The 23,776-nt window shown below is 58.2% G+C and carries 21 protein-coding genes; 13 read left to right on the top strand and 8 right to left on the bottom strand.

The annotated features are described in order from the left end of the window. Window positions 1-6: 6 nt before the first annotated feature. Window positions 7-1,104 (top strand): murein transglycosylase A, encoded by a 1,098-nt coding sequence (gene mltA / locus AFK65_RS15595; protein ID WP_038856401.1) that lies wholly within the window; start codon window positions 7-9, stop codon window positions 1,102-1,104. 109 nt (window positions 1,105-1,213) lie between these two features. Beyond that, window positions 1,214-2,023, top strand: a complete 810-nt coding sequence (tcdA, locus tag AFK65_RS15590) for a tRNA cyclic N6-threonylcarbamoyladenosine(37) synthase TcdA (RefSeq protein WP_007701414.1) — start codon at window positions 1,214-1,216, stop codon at window positions 2,021-2,023. Here the strand turns inward: tcdA and csdE are convergent, their stop codons facing one another. Then, a complete protein-coding gene (gene csdE, locus AFK65_RS15585) occupies window positions 2,024-2,467 on the bottom strand; it encodes a cysteine desulfurase sulfur acceptor subunit CsdE (protein WP_007701411.1) in 444 nt (147 codons plus the stop codon). Beyond that, window positions 2,468-3,673: a cysteine desulfurase CsdA gene (gene csdA / locus AFK65_RS15580; RefSeq protein ID WP_038856405.1), complete on the bottom strand. Its 1,206-nt coding sequence runs from the start codon at window positions 3,671-3,673 to the stop codon at window positions 2,468-2,470. It abuts the gene before it with no gap. A 192-nt stretch (window positions 3,674-3,865) separates the two neighbouring features. Here csdA and AFK65_RS15575 point away from each other — a divergent pair, with 192 nt between their 5' ends. The 4 genes from AFK65_RS15575 to rlmM all read left to right on the top strand — a co-directional run bounded on the left by AFK65_RS15575 (window position 3,866) and on the right by rlmM (window position 6,889). Next, window positions 3,866-4,093, top strand: coding sequence for a YgdI/YgdR family lipoprotein (locus AFK65_RS15575; RefSeq protein WP_004385389.1), 228 nt, complete (start codon window positions 3,866-3,868; stop codon window positions 4,091-4,093). 344 nt (window positions 4,094-4,437) lie between these two features. Next, entirely contained in the window at window positions 4,438-5,355 is a 918-nt protein-coding gene (gene gcvA, locus AFK65_RS15570; protein ID WP_007701402.1) for a glycine cleavage system transcriptional regulator GcvA, read from the top strand. 45 nt (window positions 5,356-5,400) lie between these two features. Further along, complete coding sequence (locus AFK65_RS15565) at window positions 5,401-5,796, top strand: DUF423 domain-containing protein (RefSeq protein ID WP_007701398.1); 396 nt, start codon at window positions 5,401-5,403, stop codon at window positions 5,794-5,796. Further along, on the top strand, window positions 5,789-6,889 hold the full coding sequence (gene rlmM, locus AFK65_RS15560) for a 23S rRNA (cytidine(2498)-2'-O)-methyltransferase RlmM (protein WP_038856407.1): 1,101 nt from the start codon (window positions 5,789-5,791) through the stop codon (window positions 6,887-6,889). The genes AFK65_RS15565 and rlmM overlap by 8 nt, the downstream gene beginning before the upstream one ends. A gap of 194 nt (window positions 6,890-7,083) precedes the next feature. On the opposite strand, the gene xni is transcribed toward rlmM, so the two are convergent. The 5 genes from xni to queF all read right to left on the bottom strand — a co-directional run bounded on the left by xni (window position 7,084) and on the right by queF (window position 13,469). Beyond that, window positions 7,084-7,839, bottom strand: a complete 756-nt coding sequence (gene xni, locus AFK65_RS15555) for a flap endonuclease Xni (protein WP_007701391.1) — start codon at window positions 7,837-7,839, stop codon at window positions 7,084-7,086. 131 nt (window positions 7,840-7,970) lie between these two features. Continuing rightward, window positions 7,971-9,338, bottom strand: coding sequence for an L-serine ammonia-lyase (locus tag AFK65_RS15550; RefSeq protein WP_007701390.1), 1,368 nt, complete (start codon window positions 9,336-9,338; stop codon window positions 7,971-7,973). A 66-nt stretch (window positions 9,339-9,404) separates the two neighbouring features. Then, window positions 9,405-10,691, bottom strand: a complete 1,287-nt coding sequence (locus tag AFK65_RS15545; RefSeq protein ID WP_007701389.1) for an HAAAP family serine/threonine permease — start codon at window positions 10,689-10,691, stop codon at window positions 9,405-9,407. Between the two features lie 450 nt (window positions 10,692-11,141). Further along, window positions 11,142-12,506, bottom strand: coding sequence for a nucleotide 5'-monophosphate nucleosidase PpnN (gene ppnN / locus AFK65_RS15540; protein ID WP_038856410.1), 1,365 nt, complete (start codon window positions 12,504-12,506; stop codon window positions 11,142-11,144). A gap of 117 nt (window positions 12,507-12,623) precedes the next feature. Next, window positions 12,624-13,469, bottom strand: coding sequence for an NADPH-dependent 7-cyano-7-deazaguanine reductase QueF (gene queF, locus AFK65_RS15535; RefSeq protein ID WP_038856412.1), 846 nt, complete (start codon window positions 13,467-13,469; stop codon window positions 12,624-12,626). A gap of 69 nt (window positions 13,470-13,538) precedes the next feature. On the opposite strand from queF, the gene syd reads away from it, so the two are divergent. The 4 genes from syd (at window position 13,539) to AFK65_RS15515 (ending at window position 16,300) form a co-directional block, all read left to right on the top strand. Continuing rightward, entirely contained in the window at window positions 13,539-14,084 is a 546-nt protein-coding gene (gene syd, locus AFK65_RS15530; RefSeq protein ID WP_038856414.1) for a SecY-interacting protein, read from the top strand. 639 nt (window positions 14,085-14,723) lie between these two features. After that, complete coding sequence (locus tag AFK65_RS15525; protein ID WP_007701381.1) at window positions 14,724-15,053, top strand: YqcC family protein; 330 nt, start codon at window positions 14,724-14,726, stop codon at window positions 15,051-15,053. Continuing rightward, a complete protein-coding gene (gene truC, locus AFK65_RS15520) occupies window positions 15,050-15,847 on the top strand; it encodes a tRNA pseudouridine(65) synthase TruC (RefSeq protein ID WP_007701378.1) in 798 nt (265 codons plus the stop codon). The genes AFK65_RS15525 and truC overlap by 4 nt, the downstream gene beginning before the upstream one ends. A gap of 3 nt (window positions 15,848-15,850) precedes the next feature. Then, window positions 15,851-16,300, top strand: coding sequence for a flavodoxin (locus tag AFK65_RS15515; RefSeq protein ID WP_007701374.1), 450 nt, complete (start codon window positions 15,851-15,853; stop codon window positions 16,298-16,300). 34 nt (window positions 16,301-16,334) lie between these two features. Here AFK65_RS15515 and barA read toward each other — a convergent pair whose 3' ends face one another. Further along, entirely contained in the window at window positions 16,335-19,094 is a 2,760-nt protein-coding gene (barA, locus tag AFK65_RS15510) for a two-component sensor histidine kinase BarA (protein WP_038856417.1), read from the bottom strand. 57 nt (window positions 19,095-19,151) lie between these two features. Between barA and rlmD the strand changes: the two genes are divergently transcribed. The 3 genes from rlmD to mazG all read left to right on the top strand — a co-directional run bounded on the left by rlmD (window position 19,152) and on the right by mazG (window position 23,632). Further along, complete coding sequence (rlmD, locus tag AFK65_RS15505; protein ID WP_038856418.1) at window positions 19,152-20,450, top strand: 23S rRNA (uracil(1939)-C(5))-methyltransferase RlmD; 1,299 nt, start codon at window positions 19,152-19,154, stop codon at window positions 20,448-20,450. A 51-nt stretch (window positions 20,451-20,501) separates the two neighbouring features. Beyond that, complete coding sequence (gene relA / locus AFK65_RS15500; RefSeq protein WP_038856419.1) at window positions 20,502-22,736, top strand: GTP diphosphokinase; 2,235 nt, start codon at window positions 20,502-20,504, stop codon at window positions 22,734-22,736. Window positions 22,737-22,840: 104 nt separating this feature from the next. Continuing rightward, complete coding sequence (mazG, locus tag AFK65_RS15495; RefSeq protein ID WP_007701331.1) at window positions 22,841-23,632, top strand: nucleoside triphosphate pyrophosphohydrolase; 792 nt, start codon at window positions 22,841-22,843, stop codon at window positions 23,630-23,632. The last annotated feature ends 144 nt before the right edge of the window (window positions 23,633-23,776 follow it).

Here is a 23,776-nt window from a genome sequence, read left to right as displayed (position 1 = left end):
AGAGTCATGAAAGGACGTTGGGCAAAATATCTGGCGGCAGGGGCGATGATCGCGCTGCTTTCCGCCTGTTCCTCCAAACCGACCGATCGCGGTCAGCAATATAAAGACGGCAAATTTACGCAGCCGTTTTCGCTGGTAAACCAGCCGGACGCCGTTGGCGCCCCCATTAACGCCGGAGATTTCTCCGAGCAGGTCGCGGCCATTCGCAGCGCCTCGCCGCGTCTTTTTGGCTCTCAAAGCAGCGTCTATAACGCCGTGCAGGAGTGGCTGCGCGCCGGTGGCGATACCCGCTCGCTGCGCCAGTTTGGCATCGATGCCTGGCAGATGGAAGGGGCGGATAATTACGGCAACGTCCAGTTTACCGGCTACTACACGCCGGTGGTGCAGGCGCGCTATACCCGTCAGGGCGAATTCCAGTACCCGATTTACCGTATGCCGCCAAAACGCGGACGCCTGCCGTCGCGCGCCGAGATTTATTCCGGCGCGCTCAGCGATAACTACGTGCTGGCATACAGCAACTCGCTGATGGATAACTTCATTATGGATGTGCAGGGCAGCGGCTATATCGATTTCGGCGACGGTCGCCCGCTGAACTTCTTCGCCTATGCCGGGAAAAACGGCCATCCGTATCGCAGCATCGGCAAGGTGCTTATCGATCGCGGCGAGGTGAAGCGTGAAGATATGTCGATGCAGGCGATTCGCCACTGGGGCGAAACCCACAGCGAGCAGGAAGTGCGCGCGCTGCTGGAAGAGAACCCGTCCTTTGTCTTCTTTAAGCCGCAGAATTACGCGCCGGTGAAAGGCGCAAGCGGCGTGCCGCTGATTGGCCGCGCGTCGGTGGCGTCTGACCGCTCGATTATTCCGGCCGGCACCACGCTGCTGGCGGAAGTGCCGCTGCTGGACAATAACGGCAAGTTCAACGGACAATATGAGCTCAGGCTGATGGTGGCGCTGGATGTCGGCGGCGCGATTAAAGGCCAGCATTTCGATATTTATCAGGGCATCGGCCCGGACGCCGGTCACCGCGCAGGCTGGTATAATCACTACGGCCGCGTCTGGGTGCTGAAAACCGCGCCGGGCGCCGGCAACGTGTTCAGCGGCTGATTATGCTATTCTGAGCATCCTGTCGTCCGGCGGCGTAACGCCAGCCGGGCCTGCGGATTACTGAGCAAGGGTGAGGGAAAACTCTCACCCTTTTTATATCTGAGGTTTTATGGCTGTAGTTATCACAGACGCCTGGCGCAGCCGCTTTGGCGGCACGGCCCGTTTATATGGCGAAGCGGCGTTGCAGCTTTTTGCCGACGCGCATGTCTGCGTGGTGGGCATCGGCGGCGTCGGTTCATGGGCCGCGGAAGCGCTGGCGCGCACCGGTATCGGCGCGATTACGCTTATTGATATGGATGACGTCTGCGTCACCAATACCAATCGTCAGATCCATGCGCTGCGCGACACGGTCGGGCAGGCGAAATCCGAGGTCATGGCCGAGCGTATTCGGCAGATCAACCCGGAGTGCAGCATCATCGTGGTGGATGATTTCGTCACCGTTGATAATGTGGCGCAATATATGAACGCCGGGTTTAGCTATGTCATCGACGCTATCGACAGCGTGCGGCCAAAGGCAGCGCTGATTGCGTACTGCCGCCGCAACAAAATTCCGCTGGTGACCACCGGCGGCGCGGGCGGGCAGACCGATCCGACGCAGATCCAGGTGGTCGATCTCGCCAAAACGATTCAGGACCCGCTGGCCGCGAAACTGCGCGAGCGGCTGAAAAGCGACTTCGGCGTGGTGAAAAACAGCAAAGGGAAGCTTGGCGTGGACTGCGTTTTCTCCACCGAGGCGCTGGTATATCCCCAGGCTGACGGCTCGGTATGCGCCATGAAAAGCACGGCGGAAGGGCCGAAGCGCATGGACTGCGCTTCTGGCTTTGGCGCGGCCACGATGGTGACCGCCACGTTTGGTTTTGTGGCGGTGTCGCACGCGCTGAAGAAGATGATGGCGAAAGCGGCGCGCGGCGCTGTGTAATCAGGCCTTGCGGGCGGCGTCCTGTATCGCCTGCGCCAGCGCCGCCAGGCCGTGGCTGCGCGATGCGCTAAGCTGGGCGCGCAGCCCTAACTCGTCAAATAACGCCAGCGGAGAGTGTTCCTGAAGCTCCTGCGGCGTTTTGCCTTCCACGGTGGTGAGCAACACCGCCAGCAACCCGCGCACGATGCGCCCCTCGCTATCGCCATAGAAGTGCAGCCCGCCGTCGGGGCGCTTTACATAGCCGAGCCAGACCCGGTTTTCACAGCCGGGTATCTCCTGCGCTTCTTGCTTTAATTCCTCCGGCAGCGCCGGAAGTTGTTTGCCGAGCAGAATCAACTGGCGATATTTATCTTCCCACTGGGTGAGCGGGCCAAACGTCTCACGCAGCGTGTCAGGGGTAATCGAAGCGCCGAACGGATGCCCGGCCAGGTAAGCAGTCGTCATTTAATCCACCAGTATGTCCAGCGCGCGGTCGATGGCGGCGATCAGCGCCTCGACGTCGCCTTGCGTATTATAGGGCGCGAAAGAGGCGCGCAGCGTGCCGCTGACGCCAAGCGCCGCCAGCAGCGGCTGGGCGCAGTGCTGGCCGGCGCGCAGCGCGATGCCGGACTCCGCCAGCAGCGTTACCAGATCGCTGTGGTGCACGCCTGCGAAATCAAACGCCAGCAGGCTGGAATCCTGACAGCGAAACGAGCGAAAGCCAGGGCGTTTCGCGAGTTCCGCCTCGGCAAGCGTTGCGAGTCCGCGGCTGTAGCTTTCGGCTTTCGCCAGATCGATATCCTCAAGCCAGGCGAGCGCGGCGCTAAGGCCGATCACGCCCGCGACATTGGGCGTGCCCGCTTCAAAGCGGTACGGCACCGGCTGCGTTTTAAAGCCCTCGAAGGAGACTTCAGTCACCATTTTACCGCCGCCCAGCCACGGCGACATCTGCGCCAGCAGGTCGGTTTTGCCATACAGCGCGCCGATGCCGGTCGGGCCATAAAGCTTGTGGCCGGAGAAAGCGTAAAAATCGATATCCAGTTGCTGGACGTCCGGCGGGCAGTGAACCACGCCCTGCGCGCCATCCACCACCACCACCGCGCCGGCGGCATGAACTTTCGCAATCGCTTCGGCGAGATCGGGGCAGCCGCCGGTGACGTTGGACATCTGGCCCAGCGCCAGCAGGAATGTGCGCTCATTGATAAGCGTGGGGAGCAATGCGACATCCGGCAGGCGATCGGCGCCAAGCGGCAGTTTCACGATTTTCGCGCCGGTCTGCTCCGCCACCATCAGCCACGGCACCAGATTGGCGTGATGCTCGGCTTCGCTGACGATAATCTCATCGCCCGGCTTCAGGCGCGGACGCGCATAGCACTGGGCGATGAGATTGATGGATTCGGTGGTGCCGCGCGTCCAGACGATATCGCGGCTGTCGGGCGCGTTGATTAACCGTGCGACGCTGCCACGGGCGGCCTCGTATCGTTCGGTAAGGCGCTGCGCTTCGGCGAACTGGCTGCGATGCACATTCCCGGCGCTCAGTGAATAGAACTGCTGGCTGGCGTCAATGACCGGCTGCGGTTTTAGCGCCGTGGCGGCGCTGTCGAGATAGACGCCTGCATCACGAAGCGCAGGAAACTGCGCGCGAAATTGGGCGGGACTGAATACTTTCATGATACTCCTCTTTCCAGTCCTTCGATCGTGGCCCATTTGGTGTCCTTAAACAAGGTTATTGATAACCATCGGATAAGTCTGTTTATTCTGGCAAACGGCAGAAAGCAGGTTATGCTGAATAGTGTTAGGTGAATATTTCAGCCTGTTAGCAGACGAAGTTTACATAGCATTAAACTCTAAAGGAGAAGAACCATGAATAAACTTGCCGCTGTAGTATCAGCATGCATGATGACTTTTGCTCTGAGCGCTTGTTCCGGTCCTAACTATGTAATGCATACCAATGACGGCCGTTCTATCGTGACCGACGGGAAACCGAAAACCGATGACGATACCGGTATGATTAAATATAAAGACGCCAACGGTAATCAGCAGCAGATCAACCGTACCGACGTGAAAGAGATGGTTGCGCTGGAGAAATAATCGACTCGCGCAGGCAAAAAAAAGCACCGCAAAGTGCGGTGCTACATTAATCACTATGGACAGACAGGGTAAATGTACAGGAAGTGAAAGAGTAGCTTAGCTACGATGGTCTGAATCGCAGACCAAATGCAAACACAACAACACAACATCACAACCGTAAGCCAAAAGCCCTCCAGAACTCTCATTCCTAAAGACTTTTCGTTCCGGCTCAGGAAGTGCCGCCACTATAGGTATTTGCTGGTGTAACCTCAACGGACAAATTATAATGGCTCAGATAAAAAAAACTAATGGGTGACGACTTGTTTCTCGTTTGTTAATACGCATTTACACATAAGCCAAACATCATGTCCAAGCGATTACCGCCGTTAAACGCATTACGTGTTTTTGATGCCGCCGCGCGCCATTTAAGCTTCACAAAAGCTGCCGAAGAGCTCTTTGTCACCCAGGCTGCCGTCAGCCACCAGATAAAATCGTTAGAAGATTTCCTCGGGCTGAAGTTATTCCGCCGACGCAACCGTTCTCTTCTGTTAACGGAAGAGGGACAGAGCTATTTCCAGGATATTAAAGAGATTTTCTCACAGCTGACGGAAGCGACGCGCAAACTCCAGGCGCGCAGCGCGAAAGGCGCGTTGACGGTTAGCCTGCTGCCGAGTTTCGCTATTCACTGGCTGGTCCCCCGACTCTCCAGTTTTAACAGCAGCTGGCCGGGCATCGACGTGCGTATCCAGGCGGTGGACCGGCAGGAAGATAAGCTTGCCGACGACGTGGACGTGGCGATTTTTTACGGCCGCGGCAACTGGCCGGGGCTGCGGGTGGAAAAGCTTTATGCGGAGTATCTGCTGCCGGTCTGTTCGCCGCTGCTGCTCACTGGCGAAAAGCCGTTAAAGGCGCCGGAGGATTTAGCCCGCCATACGCTTCTGCATGACGCCTCGCGCCGCGACTGGCAAACTTATACGCGCCAGCTCGGTCTCAACCATATTAATGTCCAGCAAGGACCGATTTTCAGCCACAGCGCCATGGTGCTGCAGGCCGCTATCCACGGTCAGGGCGTGGCGCTGGCCAATAATGTCATGGCGCAGTCGGAGATCGAAGCGGGCCGCCTGGTCTGCCCGTTCAACGATGTGCTGGTGAGTAAAAACGCTTTTTACCTGGTTTGTCATGACAGCCAGGCAGAACTGGGTAAAATAGCGGCCTTTCGACAATGGATACTGGCGAAAGCGGCGAGCGAGCAAGAAAAATTCCGTTTTCGCTATGAACAATAACGATGATTCGCGCGACGTTATCGCGCCTTACTGTAGGGTTACATCATGACCAGCCGTTTTATGCTGATTTTTGCCTCAATCAGTGGCTTTGTTTTTGTGGCGCTGGGCGCTTTCGGCGCGCACGTCTTACGTAAAACGCTTGGCGTTGCGGAGATGGGCTGGATCCAGACCGGCCTTGAATATCAGGCGTTTCATACGCTGGCGATTTTAGGGCTGGCGGTGGCGATGCAGCGTCGCATCAGCATCTGGTTTTACTGGAGCAGCGTTTTTCTGGCGCTCGGGACGGTGCTTTTCAGCGGCAGCCTCTATTGTCTGGCGCTTTCTCATCTGCATTTATGGGCCTTCGTTACGCCGGTTGGCGGCGTAAGTTTTCTGGCCGGTTGGATATTAATGTTAATTGGCGCGGTGCGTCTGAAGCGTAAAGGTTCGGTTCATGAATAAGGTCATTTTGTACTGCCGTCAGGGTTTTGAGAAAGAGTGCGCGGCAGAGATAACCGACAAAGCCGCGCAGCAGGGCGTTTTTGGTTTCGCCCGCGTCAAAGAAAACAGCGGATATGTGATTTTCGAATGTTATCAGCCGGAAGAGGCCGATAAGCTTGCCCGTGAGCTGCCGTTCAGCTCCCTGATTTTCGCCCGCCAGATGTTTGTGGCAGGCGAGCTGTTGCAGGATCTGCCGCCGGAAGATCGCGTGACGCCGGTCGTCGGGATGTTGCAGGGCGTGGTAGAGAAGGGCGGCGAGCTGCGCGTCGAGGTGGCGGACACCAACGAAAGCAAAGAGCTGATGAAGTTCTGCCGCAAATTCACCGTGCCGCTGCGCGCCGCGCTTCGCGACGCGAAGATTCTGGCGAATTTCGAAACGCCGAAACGTCCGGTAGTGCACGTCTTTTTCATCGCGCCAGGCTGCTGCTACACCGGCTATTCCTATACCAATAACAACTCGCCGTTTTATATGGGCATCCCGCGCCTCAAATTCCCGGCGGACGCGCCAAGCCGTTCGACGCTGAAGCTGGAAGAGGCGTTCCATGTGTTTATCCCGGCGGATGAGTGGGATGAGCGTCTGGCAAACGGCATGTACGCGGTGGATCTGGGCGCCTGCCCTGGCGGCTGGACGTATCAGCTAGTGAAACGCAACATGTGGGTCTCGTCCGTGGATAATGGCCCGATGGCCCAGAGCCTGATGGATACCGGGCAGGTGACGTGGCTGCGTGAGGATGGGTTTAAATATCGCCCGACCCGCACCAATATCACCTGGATGGTATGCGACATGGTGGAAAAACCGGCCAAAGTCGCGGCGCTGATGGCGCAGTGGCTGGTCAACGGCTGGTGCCGCGAAACCATTTTCAATCTCAAGCTGCCGATGAAAAAGCGCTATGAAGAGGTGTCGCAGAATATCGCTTCGATTCAGGCGCAACTGGACGAACACGGTATTAACGCGCAGATCCAGGCGCGTCAGCTTTATCACGACCGTGAGGAAGTAACCGTTCACGTTCGCCGCTGGTGGGCCGCCGTCGGCGGGCGTCGCGATGAGCGATAAGCGTCTTAGTGGCGCATAAATAAACGGCGGGTGCGCTCACGCTTACCCGCCCTACGGATATGCGGTTGAATAATTATGGTATGGCGGGTGCGCTGCGCTTACCCGCCTTACGGGATATACGGTTGAATAATTAATGTAGGGCGGGTAAGCGTGAGCGCACCCGCCTTTTGTATGGGGCGCATAGCGCCCTGAAATCAGCCCTTCAGCCGCAGTTGCTGCAAATTCCCGTCGAGCTGTAAATCCGTTTTCAGCGTCGCCACCTCACGGCAAATAAAGGCGCTCTCGCGGTGCGCTTCGAGCTTTTTACGCCACTTCTCCGGCACGTCGTCGAGCCGCTCATAGAGCGCCTCCAGCGTGCCGAAATCGTTAATCAACTGCGTGGCGCTTTTCGGGCCAATACCTGCAACGCCCGGTATCTTCGAACTGCTAATGCCCGCAAGCCCCCAGAAATCCGCCAGCCGGCCTGGCGCCACGCCAAATTCACTCTCAATAAACGGCGCGTCCAGCCAGCGTTTCTGGAAATAGTCGCGGATGCGGATTTCCGGACGTAAGAGCTGACAGTAGCCTTTATCTGTCGACACAATCGTCGCTTCATGACCCGCGGCCGCGACTTTCACCGCGAGCGTGGCGGCGAGATCGTCGGCCTCGTTGCCTTCGACATGCCAGCAGGGAACGCCGCGGCGGGTAAACGCCTCGCGAAGCGCAGGCATCTCCAGGTGCAGATCGTCCGGCATCGGGGGGCGTCCGGCTTTGTAATCGGGAAGAAGCTGATGACGCCAGCCCTGCGCGCGGGCTTCATCGTCAAACACCGCGACGGCGTGCGTCGGCTGGCTGTTGCCAATCAGTTGCTCCAGCGCGTGCAGGCAGGTATCCACGCATGGCGTGCCCTGCACCGCATGTATCCGGCGGATCAGGTTAAGCGCATCGACAATCAGCAAATGAACGGGCATGGCGGCATCCCTTACGAAAATAACAGGCCGTTACCGTAACATTTTCGACGAGCGCCCACCATAAAGCGGTGCGGATTCAGGAAGATAACGCGCAAAAAACCGCCCTGCGGACAGGGCGGTGAGAGGTGGGATTAATCGCAGGCGACGACTTTGACCGCCAGCCCGCCGCGTGACGTTTCACGGTAGCGGGCGTTCATGTCTTTGCCGGTTTCAAACATGGTTTCGATGACTTTATCAAGGCAGACGCGCGGCTCGCTGGTGCGACGCAGCGCCATGCGCGCCGCGTTAACGGCCTTCACTGAGGCGATGGCGTTACGCTCGATGCACGGCACCTGTACCTGGCCTGCCACCGGATCGCAGGTCAACCCCAGGTTGTGCTCCATCGCGATTTCCGCCGCGATGCAGACCTGCGCCGGGCTGCCGCCGAGCAGTTCCGTCAGGCCTGCCGCCGCCATGGAACAGGCGACGCCCACCTCGCCCTGACAGCCGACTTCGGCGCCGGAGATAGAGGCGTTCATCTTATAGAGCGAGCCTACTGCGCTCGCCACCAGCAGGTAGCGCGCCAGTGAGTTAGCGTTTACTTCGCGGATAAACTTGTCGTAGTAAGCCAGTACCGCCGGAACGATACCGCAGGCACCGTTGGTCGGCGCGGTGACGACGCGGCCGCCTGCGGCGTTCTCTTCGTTAACCGCCAGCGCGAACATGTTGATCCAGTCCACGACGTTCATCGGGTCGGCGTCGTTCTTGTCGTGGCTGACAAGCATTCGACGCAGCGCGGCGGCGCGACGCGGAACCCGCAGCTTGCCGGGCAGAACGCCTTCGGTGGTGATGCCGCGCTCAATGCCCGCGCGCATGACGTCCCACACCTGCGAGAAGTGCGCTTCGAGCTCTTCTTTGCTGCGCAGCGCCAGCTCGTTTTTCATCATCAGGCCGGAGAGCGACAGACCGGTTTCACGGCAGTGGCGCTGCAGGTCCGCTGCGGTTTTATACGGGTATGGCACTTCAGCTGCGGACGCTTGCGTCTGGCCGAAGTGCGCTTCATCGACGATAAAACCGCCGCCGATAGAGTAATACGTCTGGCTGTAGACAACATCGTCGCCCGCAAGCGCGGTAATACGCATGCCGTTCTCGTGCAGCGCCAGGTTATCGGCATGAAAATTCATGCACTGATCCACCGGGAACGCCACTTCGTGCGCGCCGTTCGCCAGCATCAGACGGCTGTGAGTATTCACGTCCTGAATGAAACCGGGAATGGCGTCGATATCTACGGTGTCAGGCAGGTTGCCCGCGAGGCCCATAATAATGGCGATGTCGGTATGGTGGCCTTTGCCGGTCAGCGACAGGGAGCCGTACACGTCCACCACGACTTTCGTCGTCTTATGCAGCAGGTTCTGCGCGATAAGGTCGTCGGTAAACTGTTTGCCCGCTTTCATCGGCCCTACGGTATGGGAACTGGATGGACCAATACCGATTTTGAAAATATCAAAAACGCTGATCATGATGTGTACCATCGAATAAATAACGGGGAAGGGCTCGCGCCGCCGGGCGGCGGCGCGGACAAAGGATTAGCTGAAGAGTGAGTAGAAAATCGCGGAGATAGCGATAAGACCCATAATGGTCACAAAAACGTTGCTGATGTGGCCGCTGTATTTACGCATCGCCGGGACTCTCGCAATGGCGTACATCGGCATCAGGAACAGGATCATCGCGATAATCGGGCCGCCCAGCGTTTCGATCATGCCGAGGATGCTCGGGTTCAGGGTCGCTACGATCCAGGTGGTGATCAGCATGAACAGCGCGGTAATGCGGTTCAGTTTGTTCACTTCGATGGTTTTGCCACGGCTGCGCAGCGATTTAATCACCATGCCGTTGAAGCCTTCACGGGCGCCCAGGTAGTGGCCGAGGAACGATTTGGTGATGGCGATGATGGCGATAATCGGACCTACCCAGGCGATAACCGGCACGTTGAAGTGGTTAGCCAGGTAAGACAGGATGGTGATGTTCTGCGCTTTCGCTTCCGCCAGGTTTTCCGGGGAGAGGCTCAGTACGCAGCTGAACACGAAGAACATCACGGTAACGACCATCATGATGTGCGCGTACGCCAGAATGCGGGAGCATTTTTTCTCCGCTTCCGCGCCGTACTCTTCGCGTTTCGCCACGGCGAAGGCGGAGATGATCGGCGAATGGTTGAAGGAGAACACCATCACCGGGATCGCCAGCCACAGGGTCATCATCAGGCCATTACCGGTAGAGGCGTGGCTGAACGACAGCGTTTCCAGCGCGGCACCGCTCCAGTTCGGGATGAGGAAGCAGGCCATCAGCATCAGTACGGCGACAAACGGGAAAACCAGCACGCTCATTGCTTTAACAATCATCTGCTCGCCGAAGCGCACGATGGTCATCATGCCGATGATAAGAATCAGCGACAGGATCGCGCGCGGCGGGGACGCCAGCCCCAGCTGGTGCGTGATAAAGCTGTCGACCGTGTTGGTGATCGCCACGCTGTACATCAGCAGGATAGGGTAAATCGCGAAGAAGTAGAGCAGGGTGATGACTTTACCTGCGCCAACGCCGAAATGTTCTTCAACGACCTCGGTGATGTCTTCGCCCGGGTTTTTACCTGAGAGCACGAAGCGGGTCAGCGCGCGGTGGGCGAAGAAGGTCATCGGGAAAGCGAGGATGGCCATGATAATGAGCGGGATCAGGCCGCCGACGCCGGCGTTGATCGGCAGGAAAAGTACCCCTGCGCCAATCGCGGTGCCGTACAGGCCAAGCATCCACATAGTATCGGTTTTTCGCCACGCGCCGCTTTTCGCGGTGGTAGCAATGGTGCCGGTTTGAGTCGTTTCCATCTGTGTATCTCCTGGAGGAAGCAAAAACGAACTTTAAAGTGACATTCAATAAATTTGCGACGAAAGGTAAAACGAAATCCTGTAGAGCGGGATTATTTTATAATTTTTCCCCAAATCTCTTGCGGTGCGAAAGATACATTCACGTACTGAATCTATCAGTGATCCCGATCCCAATTGCAATAATACACTTTTTTATTAGGCGTTTTTTAGATCATAACACTGGCTTTGGACGCCGCCCCGGTATTAATGGGCGCAAAGCCTGACACTGACGGCAGATGAGGTAAATAGAGCGGAATAAAATGGTTATTATTTTTCTGTAAAAATCGCGGAAAACAGCACACCCGGGTTCTTTCACAGAAATTTCCGGGATTATGCGCGGTGTTTTTTAACGCGCAAACGTTTTGGTTAAGTCAAAGAGTGTAAAAAAGGCGGCCTGCCGGCCGCCTGATTTCAGGTGCAGATTTCGTAGCAGGGAATGTACGCGGAGCCAGGGAGTTTCATACGGTGCTGGGCGACGAACCCTTGCAGGAGATCGTCCATGCGCTTCATTATTTGCGTATCGCCATGAATTTTATAGCGTCCGTACTGTTCAATCGCGCGGATGCCCACCTCTTTGACGTTACCCGCGACGATGCCGGAGAAGGCGCGGCGCAGGTCGGCCGCCAGAATTTCCGTCGGCTGATCGGGGTAGAGCTTCAGGTTAGCCATATTTTCGTGGGTCGGTTCGAACGGCACCTGGAGATCCGGCGAAATGCGAATCGCCCAGTTAAAGCTGTACGCATCGCCCGTTTCACGGCGGCACTCTTTCACCAGCGGCATCGCTTTTTTCATCTCGCGCGCCACTTCCGCCGGGTCGTCGATAATTACGCGATAATGGCGGCGGGCCTTCTCGCCGAGCGTATTAACGATAAAGTCGTCCAGCACGCGAAAGTAATCAGCGCTCTCTTTCGGGCCCGTCAGGATAAGCGGCAGCACCTGTTCCGCGTTATGCGGGTTCATCAGAATGCCGAGCAGATACAGCAGCTCCTCCGCCGTACCGACGCCGCCCGGGAAGATAATGATCCCGTGGGCGATACGCACAAACGCTTCGAGGCGTTTTTCGATATCCGGCATGATGACCAGCTCGTTCACCAGCGGGTTTGGCGGCTCGGCGGCGATGATGGACGGCTCCGTCATACCGATAAAACGCCCCTCTTTATAGCGCTGCTGGGCGTGGCCGACCGCCGCGCCTTTCATCGGCGCTTCCATCGCGCCTGGTCCGCAGCCGGTGCAGATATTTAATTCGCGCAGCCCCAGCTGGGTGCCGACGCGTCGGGCGTAGAGATATTCGGTTTCGTTAATCGAGTGGCCGCCCCAGCAGACCACCATATTCGGCGCCTCGCCCACATGCAGCGCTTTCGCGTTGCGCAGGATAGAAAACACCAGGTTGGTGATATGAATGGAGTCAGTCAGATTCAGGTGCTGAAAACGTCCGGCGTTATGGATTTGCCCGTTGACGAACAGAATGTCGCGCAGCACCGCGAAGAGGTTGGCCTGCAACGAGCGAATGATCTGCCCGTCGACGAACGCCTCTTCCGGTGGATTAATCAGCTCAAGCTTTACGCCGCGCTCGCGGCGCAGCACGTTAATATCGAAATTTTCAAAGCGCGACAGCAGCGTTTTGCTGTTATCGGTCTGACTGCCGGAATTGAGAACCGCAAGCGAACAGTTGCGAAAGAGTTGATACAGGTCGCTGCTGGCGGTGCGCTTAAGCATGTCCACTTCCAGCTGCGACAGCAGATCCATCGAGCCCAGCGGGCTAATATGTGTAATCAAGTAAGCTCCTTACGGGGCGATAAACGCCGCTCCCTCTGATTACAATAGCCCCGCCATGTGACATTTAACAACCCACCCCGCACCGCCCTTGTGACGGATTTGCGGGATGTTTAGCAATTACTGACGCGCAAGACGCCCGGTGGCTGGCGTAAAGTCGCCATTGCTGCGCCACGGGTTGATATCCAGCCCGCCGCGACGGGTGTAGCGCGCATACACGCTGAGCTGTTCCGGCTGGCAGAAACGCGTGATGTCGTTAAAGATGCGCTCGACGCACTGCTCGTGAAATTCGTTGTGATGGCGGAACGAGACCAGATAGCGCAGCAGCTTTTCGCGACAGATTTTCGGCCCGCGATAGCGTATCTGTACAGAGCCCCAGTCCGGCTGGTGCGTGATAAGGCAGTTGGATTTCAGCAGATGGCTCACCAGCGTCTCTTCCACGCGCTCTTCGCCCGCGGCGCCGGAAAGCAGCGCGGCGTCGAATTCATAATCGGTGATGACGATATCCTGATTATCGATGCAGTCGCCGTCAAGACGCGCGACCGGCTCGCCTTCCACCTCCTCAAGCCGACGTAGCGTCACGGAGACGTCGCCCTGCGCGCAGGCGAGTAAATCGCGCTCCAGCGTCTCGCGTACCGCGTCCAGACTGTCAAAACGCGTCTGGTTAAAGCTGTTGAGATAGAGCTTAAAGCTTTTCGATTCCACCAGGTTGACGCTGGTCGCGTTAATCTCCACCTGGCCTATCGCCACCTGCGGCAGGCCGTTACGGTTAAGCCAGGAGAGCTCGTACATCGTCCAGATATCCGCGCCGTGAAAGGGCAGATCATCGACGCGCAGGCCCAGCGGATCGCGGTTTAAACTGCGCGGGACAGGCTGGAGCAGCGAGGCGTCGTAAACGTCGCGGTAATCAGTGGATTTGCCGAGCGTCAGGCCGTGAAGCGCCTGATGATTTTCATAAGAAGTCATGTGTCACCGTGATAATACAGGTACAATACAGGGTTCAGTGTATCTTACCTGACCTGAAGAGAGAATCTGGTGCAAAACGAAGTCCAACAGGCGCTGGCGGCATTCAGCGCGCGCTACTGCGAAGCGTGGCGGCAACAGCGGGGCAGCCTGCCCGTCAGTGAAGAATATATCGGTATTTCCTCCCCGTGCATTGTCTCCACCCACCCGGACGCGGTAGAGTGGCAACCTCAGCCGTTTACTCCCGAAGAGTCTCTCGGCGCGGTTGAGAAGGCGCTCGATATTGTGATTCAGCCGGACGCCCATGCGTTTTACGCGAGCCAGTATGCCGGCGATATGGCCGCGCGGCATGATGAACTGACGTTAACGCTGTTACAGGCCTGGAGCCGGGACGATTTCCGCCGTGTTCAGGAAAACCTGATTGGCCACCTGGTGACGCAAAAACGCCTGAAGCTGTCGCCGACGATTTTTATTGCTACGCTTGATAGTGAGCTGGATGTGGTTTCGCTGTGTAATCTGACCGGCGAAATCGTGCGCGAGACGCTCGGCACCCGCCAGCGACGCGTGCTGGCGCCATCGCTCAGCGCGTTTCTGAACCAGCTTGATCCCCTTGTGTAATCCTTTTTTGCCTGCCCCCGTGTAAGAGATCTCTCACAAACCCTGTGAGAGATCGCCGTCAAAGTAAGGGTTTTCTTACCTTAGTCAGAAATGAATACGCTTATATTTCAAAGGCCTTTGTGATTGCGCTGCGCTTACGAATGAAACTTATCTTAAATTGAACCTGTAAGCTGCCTTGTAAGTGCAGGCGTTATGCGAGATTCTATCCCTGCCGACACGGAGTGGCGCAGAAGCGAACATCAGGATGATGACGCTTCAAAAGGACACGCCGGAGGGCGATTCAGGGAAGGCTTCAGGATGAAGCGAAAGGACGGCGCAGGAGCGCTGAGGGACACCTCCAGGAAGGAGAATGTGAGCCGGTCAGGATTACCGGTGGGTCAGGAAGACCAGGGACACGCATCTGGATGATGCACCAGTGACATCAGGACGATGTGGGCAGGACGCGTAAACGGACGTAAGACCGCAAGGTCGCAGGAAAAGTTGTCACGGACGAGCAGGGAGCACCGAAAAGTAGCCGGACTGCTGCGAAACGAACCGGGAGCACTGTGTTATCACAGTGCTCCCTTTTTTTATGCTTTTTTTTCTGTCGCCGGGAAATGCTATGCTGCGCGCCCGGTTTTTTGATTCACAGAGGTTGTTATGGAACGCCATCAACGGGTTCGTCAGCAGCTGCAACGCGTCGAGCAGGCGTTGCGCCATCATCAGCAGTGGCAAAGCGCCGCGCCGCACTCCTCCGCGTTTGAAAGCACGCAGCCTTTTTGCATGGACACGCTTGAGCCTTACGAATGGCTGCAATGGGTGCTGATCCCGCGTCTGCACGCGCTACTGGACGCCGGTGCGCCGCTGCCGCAGGCGTTTGCCGTAGCGCCTTACTATGAGGTTGCGCTTGAAGCCGGTCATCCGGCGCGCGACGCCGTGCTGGTGACGCTGGTTGAGCTGGACGCGCTGTTCGCCGGTGACGACGCGTGAGCCTCGAAATCCTTTATCAGGATGAGTGGCTGGTGGCGGTCAATAAGCCGTCCGGCTGGCTGGTGCACCGCAGCTGGCTCGATCGCGACGAAAAAGTCGTCGTCATGCAGACGGTTCGCGATCAGATAGGCCAGCACGTTTTTACCGCTCACCGTCTCGACAGGCCAACGTCCGGCGTGTTGTTGATGGGCCTTTCCAGCGAGGCGGGAAGGCTTTTAGCGCAGCAGTTCGAACAGCATCAAATTCAGAAGCGTTACCATGCGATAGTGCGCGGCTGGCTCACCGACAGCGCCGTGCTGGATTATCCGCTGGTGGAAGAGCTTGATAAAATCGCCGATAAATTTTCCCGCCAGGATAAAGAACCGCAGCCTGCCGTCACGCACTATCGGGGCCTTGCGACGACCACCCAGCCGGTGGCGGTCGGGCGTTACGAGTCGGTGCGCTATAGCCTGGTGGAGATGCTGCCGCAGACCGGGCGCAAACATCAGCTGCGTCGTCACATGGCGCACCTGCGCCATCCGATTATCGGTGACTCGAAGCATGGCGATCTGCGCCAGAACCGCGCGGCGGCCGAGCACTTTGGCTGTAACCGCTTGATGCTGCACGCCAGCGAGCTGACGCTGACGCACCCCTTTACCGGCGCGCCGCTCGCCATTCGCGCGGGTCTCGATGATGTCTGGCGTCAGGCGCTGGCCCATTTTGGCTGGCAGGCGCATCTCCCCGCTGCCGATGGGGTTGAGTTTCCCGTAGCGAACCCTCAGGATGAAGGCAGTCTGAATCCACAAGGAGATTAAGCGATGGCGAGCGTAGGGATTTTTGTCGGCACCATGTACGGGAATTCACTGCTGGTGGCCGAAGAGGCGCAGGCGATCCTGAAAAAACAGGGGCATGACGCGACGGTGTATGAAGATGCCGATCTGACCGACTGGGAGCGTTATGGCGATGGGTACGCGCTTATCGTCACCTCCACGACCGGCCAGGGCGAGCTGCCTGACAGCATCGTGCCGCTCTATCAGGCTATCAAAGACCAGCACGGTCATCAGCCGACGCGACGTTACGGCCTGATTGCGCTGGGGGACAGCAGCTACAGCCACTTTTGCGGCGGCGGCAAGAAATTTGACGCGCTATTGCAGGAACATGCGGCACAGCGCGTCGGCGAGGTGCTATACATTGACGCCGCGGAATACCCGGAGCCGGAAACGCTCTCCAGCCCCTGGGTCGAGCAGTGGAGCGCGCTGCTTAAGTAAACCGCACCGTCGGCGTCACGCGCGCCGACGCGGTTTACATCCCGGAGATACGATGCGCTTCGCGCGCCACGTTATCCATCTCATCCAGTAATTCCAGCAGCTCCGGCTCCAGTTCACTGGCGGGAACGCCGCTGCGCAACTGCTGTTCAATCAGCTGGCAGAGGTTTTTCAGGCGTGGCACGCCGCTGTAGCCGCAACTGCCGTGTAGTTTGTGGATCATGTCGGTCAGCCCTTCCGGGTTTTCACCCACCAGTTGTTCTTCCACGCGGTTGCGGACTTCCGGTAAAAACGCCAGCAGCATTTGCAGCATATCGCGCGCCAGATCGGGCTTATTGGCGGCCTGGCGCAGCGCCAGGCTCCAGTCGAGCGTGGCGTCCGGGTTGACGTCGGGTGGCGCTATCGCAGGTACGCTTGCGACAACCGGGACGGCGTAGCCGGGCTGGTAGCGCAGCAGCAGCGCCCGCAGTTTCTCTTCTTCAATAGGCTTCGCCAGATAATCGTTCATGCCGGCGCTGAGCAGCTTCTCTTTCTGCCCCGACATGGCATGCGCCGTCACGGCGATAATCGGCGTGTGCTGCTGCTGCGGCAGTTTGCGGATAAGTTCGCAGGCGTGAATGCCATCCATGTCCGGCATCTGGATATCCATCAGAATGATGTCGAACGGCTGAAGCATGGCGCGCTCCACCGCCTGATGCCCGCTCTCGCACAGCACCACATGCTGCACCATATCCTCCAGCAGCGCGCCGATAAGCTTCAGGTTGGCCGGGTTGTCATCCACGGCCATCACCGTCATCGGCATTCTGCTCTGATCGCCGTCAGGCAGTTCGCGGGCATGAATAAGACGGCAGTGCTCCAGCAGCAGCGGCATTAAACGCGTGGCCGTCACCGGTTTCAGGAGACAGGCGCTGGCTCCTTCTTTTTTCAGCATCTCGGCGTTGATCTGCGCGTGGCACGGCAGGGCGAGGATCAGGCAATCGGTGAGCGTCGCCGCGCGGGCCAGCTGATCGTGGCGCATCGACAGCGGCTCACGGTCTGTGACGGGCGCGGCGTACAGCAGAATGTCGTAATGCGCCTGCGGTAGCGTTGCCAGATCCGGGCTATAGACAACCGTAAGCGGCGTATTGGCGAGCAGATCCCGCGTGCTTTTCGCCGCCGCGTCGTTTTTCTCGACATACGCCAGACGCATCCCAGCCAGCATATCGGTGGCGTGACGATCCGCCAGCGCGTTCGGGTTCAGGTCGAGGCTGATATGGAACCAGAATGTCGAACCGCGATGCGGCTGGCTGTGGAACGAAATATCGCCGCCCATTTCGTTCACCAGCTTCTGGGTGATCACCAGCCCAAGGCCGGTGCCGCCGTGACGGCGTGAAATGCTGGCGTCGGCCTGGCGAAACGCCTGGAACAGGCGCGACTGATCGCGCTCCGGGATGCCGATGCCGGTATCGCGGATTTGCACTTCAATCTGTACCTTGTTGTTACTGATGGCGCGCTTCTCCACCACGATGTCGATATTGCCGTGGTCGGTGAATTTAATGGCGTTGCCCACCAGATTCGTAATCACCTGCTGAAGACGCAGCGGGTCGCCAATCACATTATCCGGCACGTCGTGCCGCACGCTGATGGTCAGCTCCAGCCCTTTATCGTGCGCGGAATGCGCCAGCAGCGTCACCACTTCATCCAGCGTATTGCGCAGAGGGAACGGAATGCTCTCCAGCAGCAGTTTCCCGGCCTCAAGCTTCGAGAAATCCAGCACGTCGTTAATGATGCTGAGCAGGTTATTCGCCGAACGCTCGATGGTATTGAGGTGATCGCGCTGGGTCGGCGTCAGATCGGTTTTCAGCGTCAGGCGGGTAAAGCCAATCACGCCGTTCAGCGGCGTGCGCAGCTCATGGGACATATTAGCGAGGAACTCAGACTTAATGCGCGCCGCTTCCTGGGCGCGTTTTTTCGCCAGATCCAGCTCGACGTTCTGGATCTCCATCTGTTCGAGCGTTTCACGCAGATCGGACGTCGCCTGGTCGATATTGTGCTGCATCTCTTCATGGTAGGCGGCAAGCGACATCGCCATTGAGTTGATGCCGTTTTTCAGCATATCCAGCTCGCCCAGCATAAAGCCTTCCACGCGGCTGTCGAGCTGGCCGCGGCGGATGCGGTCGACGGTGTTGACCATATTGCGGATAGGGGCGGTGACGTCACGCATCAGGCGCCAGGCGAACAGCACCGCGCAGGCCATACAAATCAGCATCATCAGCAGCGAAATCGCGATCTCCTGATATTGCTGAAGCCGTACCGATTTCAGATCGAGCTCCAGCGCCACGTAGCCCAGCGGATTGGCGCTGAGCTTAGCGTCAGAGACTTCAGACTCATCAGGAGAGTAGCGCTCGGACACCACGGGCGTGCGCAAAATCAGCATATCGTCGCGGCGCGTCACGCTAAGGCTGGTCGGCATGGCCGCGCCGTCCGGGAGCTGCAGTTCGGACGGGTCAAGCTGATAATTAGAGGTGACAAACAGTTTATTGTCGCGATCGTAAACGGAAATGGCGCGTACAATTTCCGAATGCCGACGATGCAGTACGCTGACCAACTGGCGCACCGACTCCTTATTTTGCAGGCTCATGCCATATTCGCTGGCGACCGCCAGCGGCTCGATAATACTGGCGCCGGCGTCCTCCAGCTGGCGCTGCAAATCGTGATAGCGGTGCACAACGAAGAAAACGCTGAGCAGCAGGCCGATGATAAATGTGGGCGCCAGGATAAGAATCATCATCCGCGCGCGCAGGCTGTAGTTGGTCATGGGGTTCCGTTATGGGACAATCAGCGACATTCAGTTTATGTGAGAAATTTCCTGGCGATGGCGCAATTCTACTCTGCAAAGCGACGCGTGACGACGCGTGAAATCATAACCGTGACGGCCGACGGCCTTGATGCCTTCGGGCAGGGCGTGGCGCGCCACCACGGCAAGGCGCTGTTCATCCCCGGTTTACTGCCAGGCGAGCGCGCGGAAGTCGTGCTCAGCGAAGAGAAAAAACAGTTCGCGCGAGGCGACGTCAAAAAGCGTCTTTCGGAAAGCCCGGAGCGCGTAACGCCGCTGTGCCCGCATTTTGGCGTATGCGGCGGCTGCCAGCAACAGCATGCCAGCGTGGAGCTACAACAGCGCAGCAAAGCGCAGGCGCTGGGGCGGATGATGAAGCGCGAGGTGGATGACGTCATCAGCGGGCCGGCGTGGGGCTATCGCCGCCGGGCGCGCCTGAGCCTGAATTTCCCGCCGCGCAAACCAGGCTTACAGATGGGGTTTCGCAAGGCGGGGTCGAACGATCTGGTGGATGTGCATCGCTGCCCTGTGCTTGTGCCCCGTCTTGAAGCGTTGCTGCCCACACTTCGCGACTGCTTAAACAGCCTTGATGGCGTTCGTCATCTTGGTCATGTTGAACTGGTGGACGTCACCAGCGGTCCGCTGATGGTGTTGCGCCATCTCAAGCCGCTCAGTCCCGCCGATCGCGAAAAACTGGAACGCTTTTCGCATTCCGAAGGCGTGGCGCTGTACCTTGCGCCGCAGAGCGATACCCTTGAGGACCTTAACGGCGAGATGCCCTGGTATGAATCCGACGGCTTAAGGCTCACCTTCAGCCCGCGCGATTTTATTCAGGTCAACGATGCCGTAAACCAGCAGATGGTGGCCCGCGCGCTGGAATGGCTGGATATTCAGCCTGGCGAGCGCGTGCTGGATCTGTTCTGCGGCATGGGCAACTTTACGTTGCCGCTGGCCCGGCGCGCGGAAAGCGTGGTGGGCGTCGAAGGGGTTGCGGCGCTGGTTGAGAAAGGCGGCTATAATGCCAGTCTTAACGCCTTGAAAAATGTCACCTTCTTTCTGCATAACCTGGAAGAAGACGTTACCCGGCAGCCGTGGGCGCAGCAGGGGTTTGATAAAGTGCTGCTCGATCCGGCGCGTGCGGGCGCGGCGGGCGTGATGCAACATATTGTGAAATTAAAACCGCGTCGGGTGGTCTATGTCTCCTGTAACCCTTCCACGCTGATGCGTGACAGTGAGGCGCTGCTCGCGGCGGGCTATCGCACCGGGCGGCTGGCGATGCTGGATATGTTCCCGCATACCGGCCATCTGGAGTCGATGGCGCTGTTTGAAAGAGATTAAGTAGTCAGGCCGCCGCGCGGTGCGGGCAGGCTGTCCCGAAAGGAGAGGACGATGGTTGCGGTAAGAAGTGCACATCTTAATAAAGCTGGCGAATTTGACCATGAAAAATGGGTGGCGAGCCTTGGTATCGCCAGTCAGCCGTCGTGTGAACGCTTAACCGAAACCTGGCGCTATTGCGAACAGCAGACGCAGGGCCATCCGCAGGCTGAGCTTCTGCTCTGGCGCGGCGTGGAGATGGTCGAAATCCTCACCATGCTGAGTATGGATATCGATACGCTGCGCGCCGCGCTGCTCTTCCCGCTGGTGGACAGCGGCGTCGTGAGCGAAGAGGTGTTAAAAGAGAGCGCCGGCAAATCCGTCGTCGGGTTAATTCACGGCGTGCGCGATATGGCCGCTATCCGCCAGCTCAAAGCCACGCATCACGATTCCGTCTCCTCCGAACAGGTCGATAACGTGCGCCGCATGCTGCTGGCGATGGTCGATGACTTCCGCTGCGTGGTGATTAAACTCGCGGAGCGCATCGCGCACCTGCGCGAAGTGAAAGACGCGCCGGAAGATGAACGCGTACTGGCGGCGAAAGAGTGCACCAACATCTACGCGCCGCTGGCGAACCGTCTTGGCATCGGCCAGCTCAAATGGGAGCTGGAAGATTTCTGCTTCCGCTATCTGCATCCGGACGAATACAAACGCATCGCGAAGCTGCTGCATGAGCGGCGCATCGATCGCGAGCACTATATCGACGAGTTTGTAACGCATCTGCGCACCGCCATGAAAGAAGAGGGCGTTAAGGCGGAGGTTTACGGCCGTCCGAAACATATCTACAGCATCTGGCGCAAGATGCAGAAAAAGCATCTGGCGTTTGACGAGCTGTTCGACGTGCGGGCCGTGCGCATTGTCGCGGAGCGCCTCCAGGACTGCTACGCCGCGCTTGGGATCGTGCATACGCACTATCGCCATCTGCCGGATGAGTTTGATGATTATGTCGCCAACCCGAAACCCAACGGCTACCAGTCTATTCATACCGTGGTGCTGGGCCCCGGCGGCAAAACCGTTGAAATCCAGATCCGCACTAAACAGATGCATGAAGAGTCTGAGCTTGGCGTAGCGGCGCACTGGAAGTACAAAGAGGGCGCGGCAAGCGGCGTGCGCAACGGTCATGAAGACCGTATCGCCTGGCTACGTAAACTCATCGCCTGGCAGGAAGAGATGGCGGATTCCGGCGAGATGCTCGACGAACTGCGCAGTCAGGTCTTTGACGACCGCGTCTACGTGTTCACCCCGAAAGGCGATGTCGTCGATCTGCCCGCAGGCTCCACGCCGCTCGATTTCGCCTACCACATCCACAGCGATGTCGGCCATCGCTGCATCGGCGCGAAGATCGGCGGCAGGATCGTGCCGTTTACTTATCAACTGCAAATGGGCGATCAGATTGAAATTATCACCCAGAAGCAGCCGAATCCGAGCCGCGACTGGCTGAATCCGAACCTCGGCTACGTGGCCACCAGCCGCGCGCGAGCCAAAATTCACGCCTGGTTCCGCAAACAGGATCGCGATAAAAACATTATCGCCGGTCGCCAGATCCTGGACGACGAGCTGGCGCATCTCGGCATCAGCCTGAAAGAGGCCGAGAAACACCTGCTGCCGCGCTACAACTTTAATGAAGTCGACGAGCTGCTGGCGGCGATTGGCGGCGGCGATATTCGCCTTAATCAGATGGTGAATTTCCTCCAGGCGCAGTTCAACAAGCCCAGCGCTGAAGAGCAGGACGCCGCGGCGCTGCGCCAGCTGCAGCAAAAAACCTATACGCCGCAGGGGCGCAGCACCCGTGATAATGGCCGCGTGGTGGTCGAAGGCGTCGGCAATCTGATGCACCATATCGCCCGCTGCTGCCAGCCAATCCCTGGCGACGACATTGTCGGCTTTATCACCCAGGGACGCGGCATCTCTATCCATCGCGCCGACTGCGATCAGCTGGCGGAGCTGCAGTCGCACGCGCCGGAACGCATCGTCGATGCGGTGTGGGGCGAAAGCTACTCGGCGGGCTATTCACTGATCGTGCGCGTGACCGCGAATGACCGCAGCGGTCTGCTGCGCGATATCACCACGATCCTCGCTAACGAAAAGGTCAACGTGCTCAGCGTGACCAGCCGCAGCGATACCCGTCAGCAACTGGCGACCATCGATATGGAAATCGAAATCTATAACCTTCAGGTGCTTGGCCGCGTGCTCGGCAAACTCAATCAGGTGCCTGATGTCATCGATGCGCGCCGCCTGCACGGCGGCTGACGCGCGCGGCGGCGCCGTGCGGTAACGCCGCGCCGCCTTTATTTTCTCCTCCAGCGTGAGGCGCGTGGCGGTTCTCGCCACGTCTGTTTTTATAAGGACTTTCCATGACTCAAATCGACCGCCTGCTCGGCATTATGAAGCGTCTTCGCGACCCGCAAACCGGCTGCCCGTGGGATAAAGAACAAACCTTCGCGACCATCGCCCCGTATACGCTTGAAGAAACGTATGAAGTGCTCGACGCGATTGCGCGTGAGGATTTCGACGATCTGCGCGGCGAGCTGGGCGACCTGCTGTTTCAGGTGGTGTTTTACGCCCAGATGGCGCAGGAAGAGGGGCGTTTTAATTTCGACGATATCTGCACGGCCATCAGCGATAAGCTTGAGCGCCGTCACCCGCATATCTTTGGCGACGCGGATTTCGGCGACAGCGCCGAGGTGCTGGCCAATTGGGAGAAAACCAAAAGCGCCGAGCGCGCGGAAAAAGCGCAGCACTCCGCGCTGGACGATATTCCGGAAAGCCTGCCGGCGCTGATGCGCGCGCAGAAAATCCAGAAGCGCTGTTCGGCGGTCGGCTTTGACTGGACGTCGCTTGGGCCGGTGGTCGACAAAGTGCACGAAGAGATAGACGAAGTGATGCACGAGGCGCAACAGGCGGTCATTGACGAGGCGAAACTGGAAGAAGAGATTGGCGATTTACTGTTCGCGACCGTCAATCTGTCCCGCCATCTGGGAGCGAAAGCCGAGACCGCGCTGCAAAAAGCCAACCGCAAGTTTGAGCGTCGGTTCCGCCAGGTCGAGGGGATTATTCGCGCGCAGGGCCTGGAAATGGAGCAGGCGAGCCTCGATCAAATGGAAGCGGCATGGCAAACCGTTAAACGCCAGGAAGTTGATAGTTAACGGTTTTCCGCGTCAAGCGCGCGTTGTGGGCACTTATTTCCAACAAGCGCTTGATTTGCGTCAAAAACATTTCTGAGAAAAGGGCTATTTTCTACCGGCTTGGGTCTGGCGAGGCCAGCCGGTGAACGCGAAGAATGAAAGTTT

Source organism: Cronobacter universalis NCTC 9529, from assembly GCF_001277175.1.
Classification (GTDB): Bacteria; Pseudomonadota; Gammaproteobacteria; order Enterobacterales; family Enterobacteriaceae; genus Cronobacter; species Cronobacter universalis.
This window is presented reverse-complemented; position numbering and strand designations above follow the sequence as displayed.

Excerpts from the sequence above, each read along its gene's own strand:
- mltA (WP_038856401.1), top strand. The coding sequence starts at position 7 with ATGAAAGGACGTTGGGCAAAATATCTGGCGGCAGGGGCGATGATCGCG.
- tcdA (WP_007701414.1), top strand. The coding sequence starts at position 1,214 with ATGGCTGTAGTTATCACAGACGCCTGGCGCAGCCGCTTTGGCGGCACG.
- csdE (WP_007701411.1), bottom strand. The coding sequence starts at position 2,467 with ATGACGACTGCTTACCTGGCCGGGCATCCGTTCGGCGCTTCGATTACC.
- csdA (WP_038856405.1), bottom strand. The coding sequence starts at position 3,673 with ATGAAAGTATTCAGTCCCGCCCAATTTCGCGCGCAGTTTCCTGCGCTT.
- AFK65_RS15575 (WP_004385389.1), top strand. The coding sequence starts at position 3,866 with ATGAATAAACTTGCCGCTGTAGTATCAGCATGCATGATGACTTTTGCT.
- gcvA (WP_007701402.1), top strand. The coding sequence starts at position 4,438 with ATGTCCAAGCGATTACCGCCGTTAAACGCATTACGTGTTTTTGATGCC.
- AFK65_RS15565 (WP_007701398.1), top strand. The coding sequence starts at position 5,401 with ATGACCAGCCGTTTTATGCTGATTTTTGCCTCAATCAGTGGCTTTGTT.
- rlmM (WP_038856407.1), top strand. The coding sequence starts at position 5,789 with ATGAATAAGGTCATTTTGTACTGCCGTCAGGGTTTTGAGAAAGAGTGC.
- xni (WP_007701391.1), bottom strand. The coding sequence starts at position 7,839 with ATGCCCGTTCATTTGCTGATTGTCGATGCGCTTAACCTGATCCGCCGG.
- AFK65_RS15550 (WP_007701390.1), bottom strand. The coding sequence starts at position 9,338 with ATGATCAGCGTTTTTGATATTTTCAAAATCGGTATTGGTCCATCCAGT.
- AFK65_RS15545 (WP_007701389.1), bottom strand. The coding sequence starts at position 10,691 with ATGGAAACGACTCAAACCGGCACCATTGCTACCACCGCGAAAAGCGGC.
- queF (WP_038856412.1), bottom strand. The coding sequence starts at position 13,469 with ATGACTTCTTATGAAAATCATCAGGCGCTTCACGGCCTGACGCTCGGC.
- AFK65_RS15525 (WP_007701381.1), top strand. The coding sequence starts at position 14,724 with ATGGAACGCCATCAACGGGTTCGTCAGCAGCTGCAACGCGTCGAGCAG.
- AFK65_RS15515 (WP_007701374.1), top strand. The coding sequence starts at position 15,851 with ATGGCGAGCGTAGGGATTTTTGTCGGCACCATGTACGGGAATTCACTG.
- barA (WP_038856417.1), bottom strand. The coding sequence starts at position 19,094 with ATGACCAACTACAGCCTGCGCGCGCGGATGATGATTCTTATCCTGGCG.
- rlmD (WP_038856418.1), top strand. The coding sequence starts at position 19,152 with ATGGCGCAATTCTACTCTGCAAAGCGACGCGTGACGACGCGTGAAATC.
- relA (WP_038856419.1), top strand. The coding sequence starts at position 20,502 with ATGGTTGCGGTAAGAAGTGCACATCTTAATAAAGCTGGCGAATTTGAC.
- mazG (WP_007701331.1), top strand. The coding sequence starts at position 22,841 with ATGACTCAAATCGACCGCCTGCTCGGCATTATGAAGCGTCTTCGCGAC.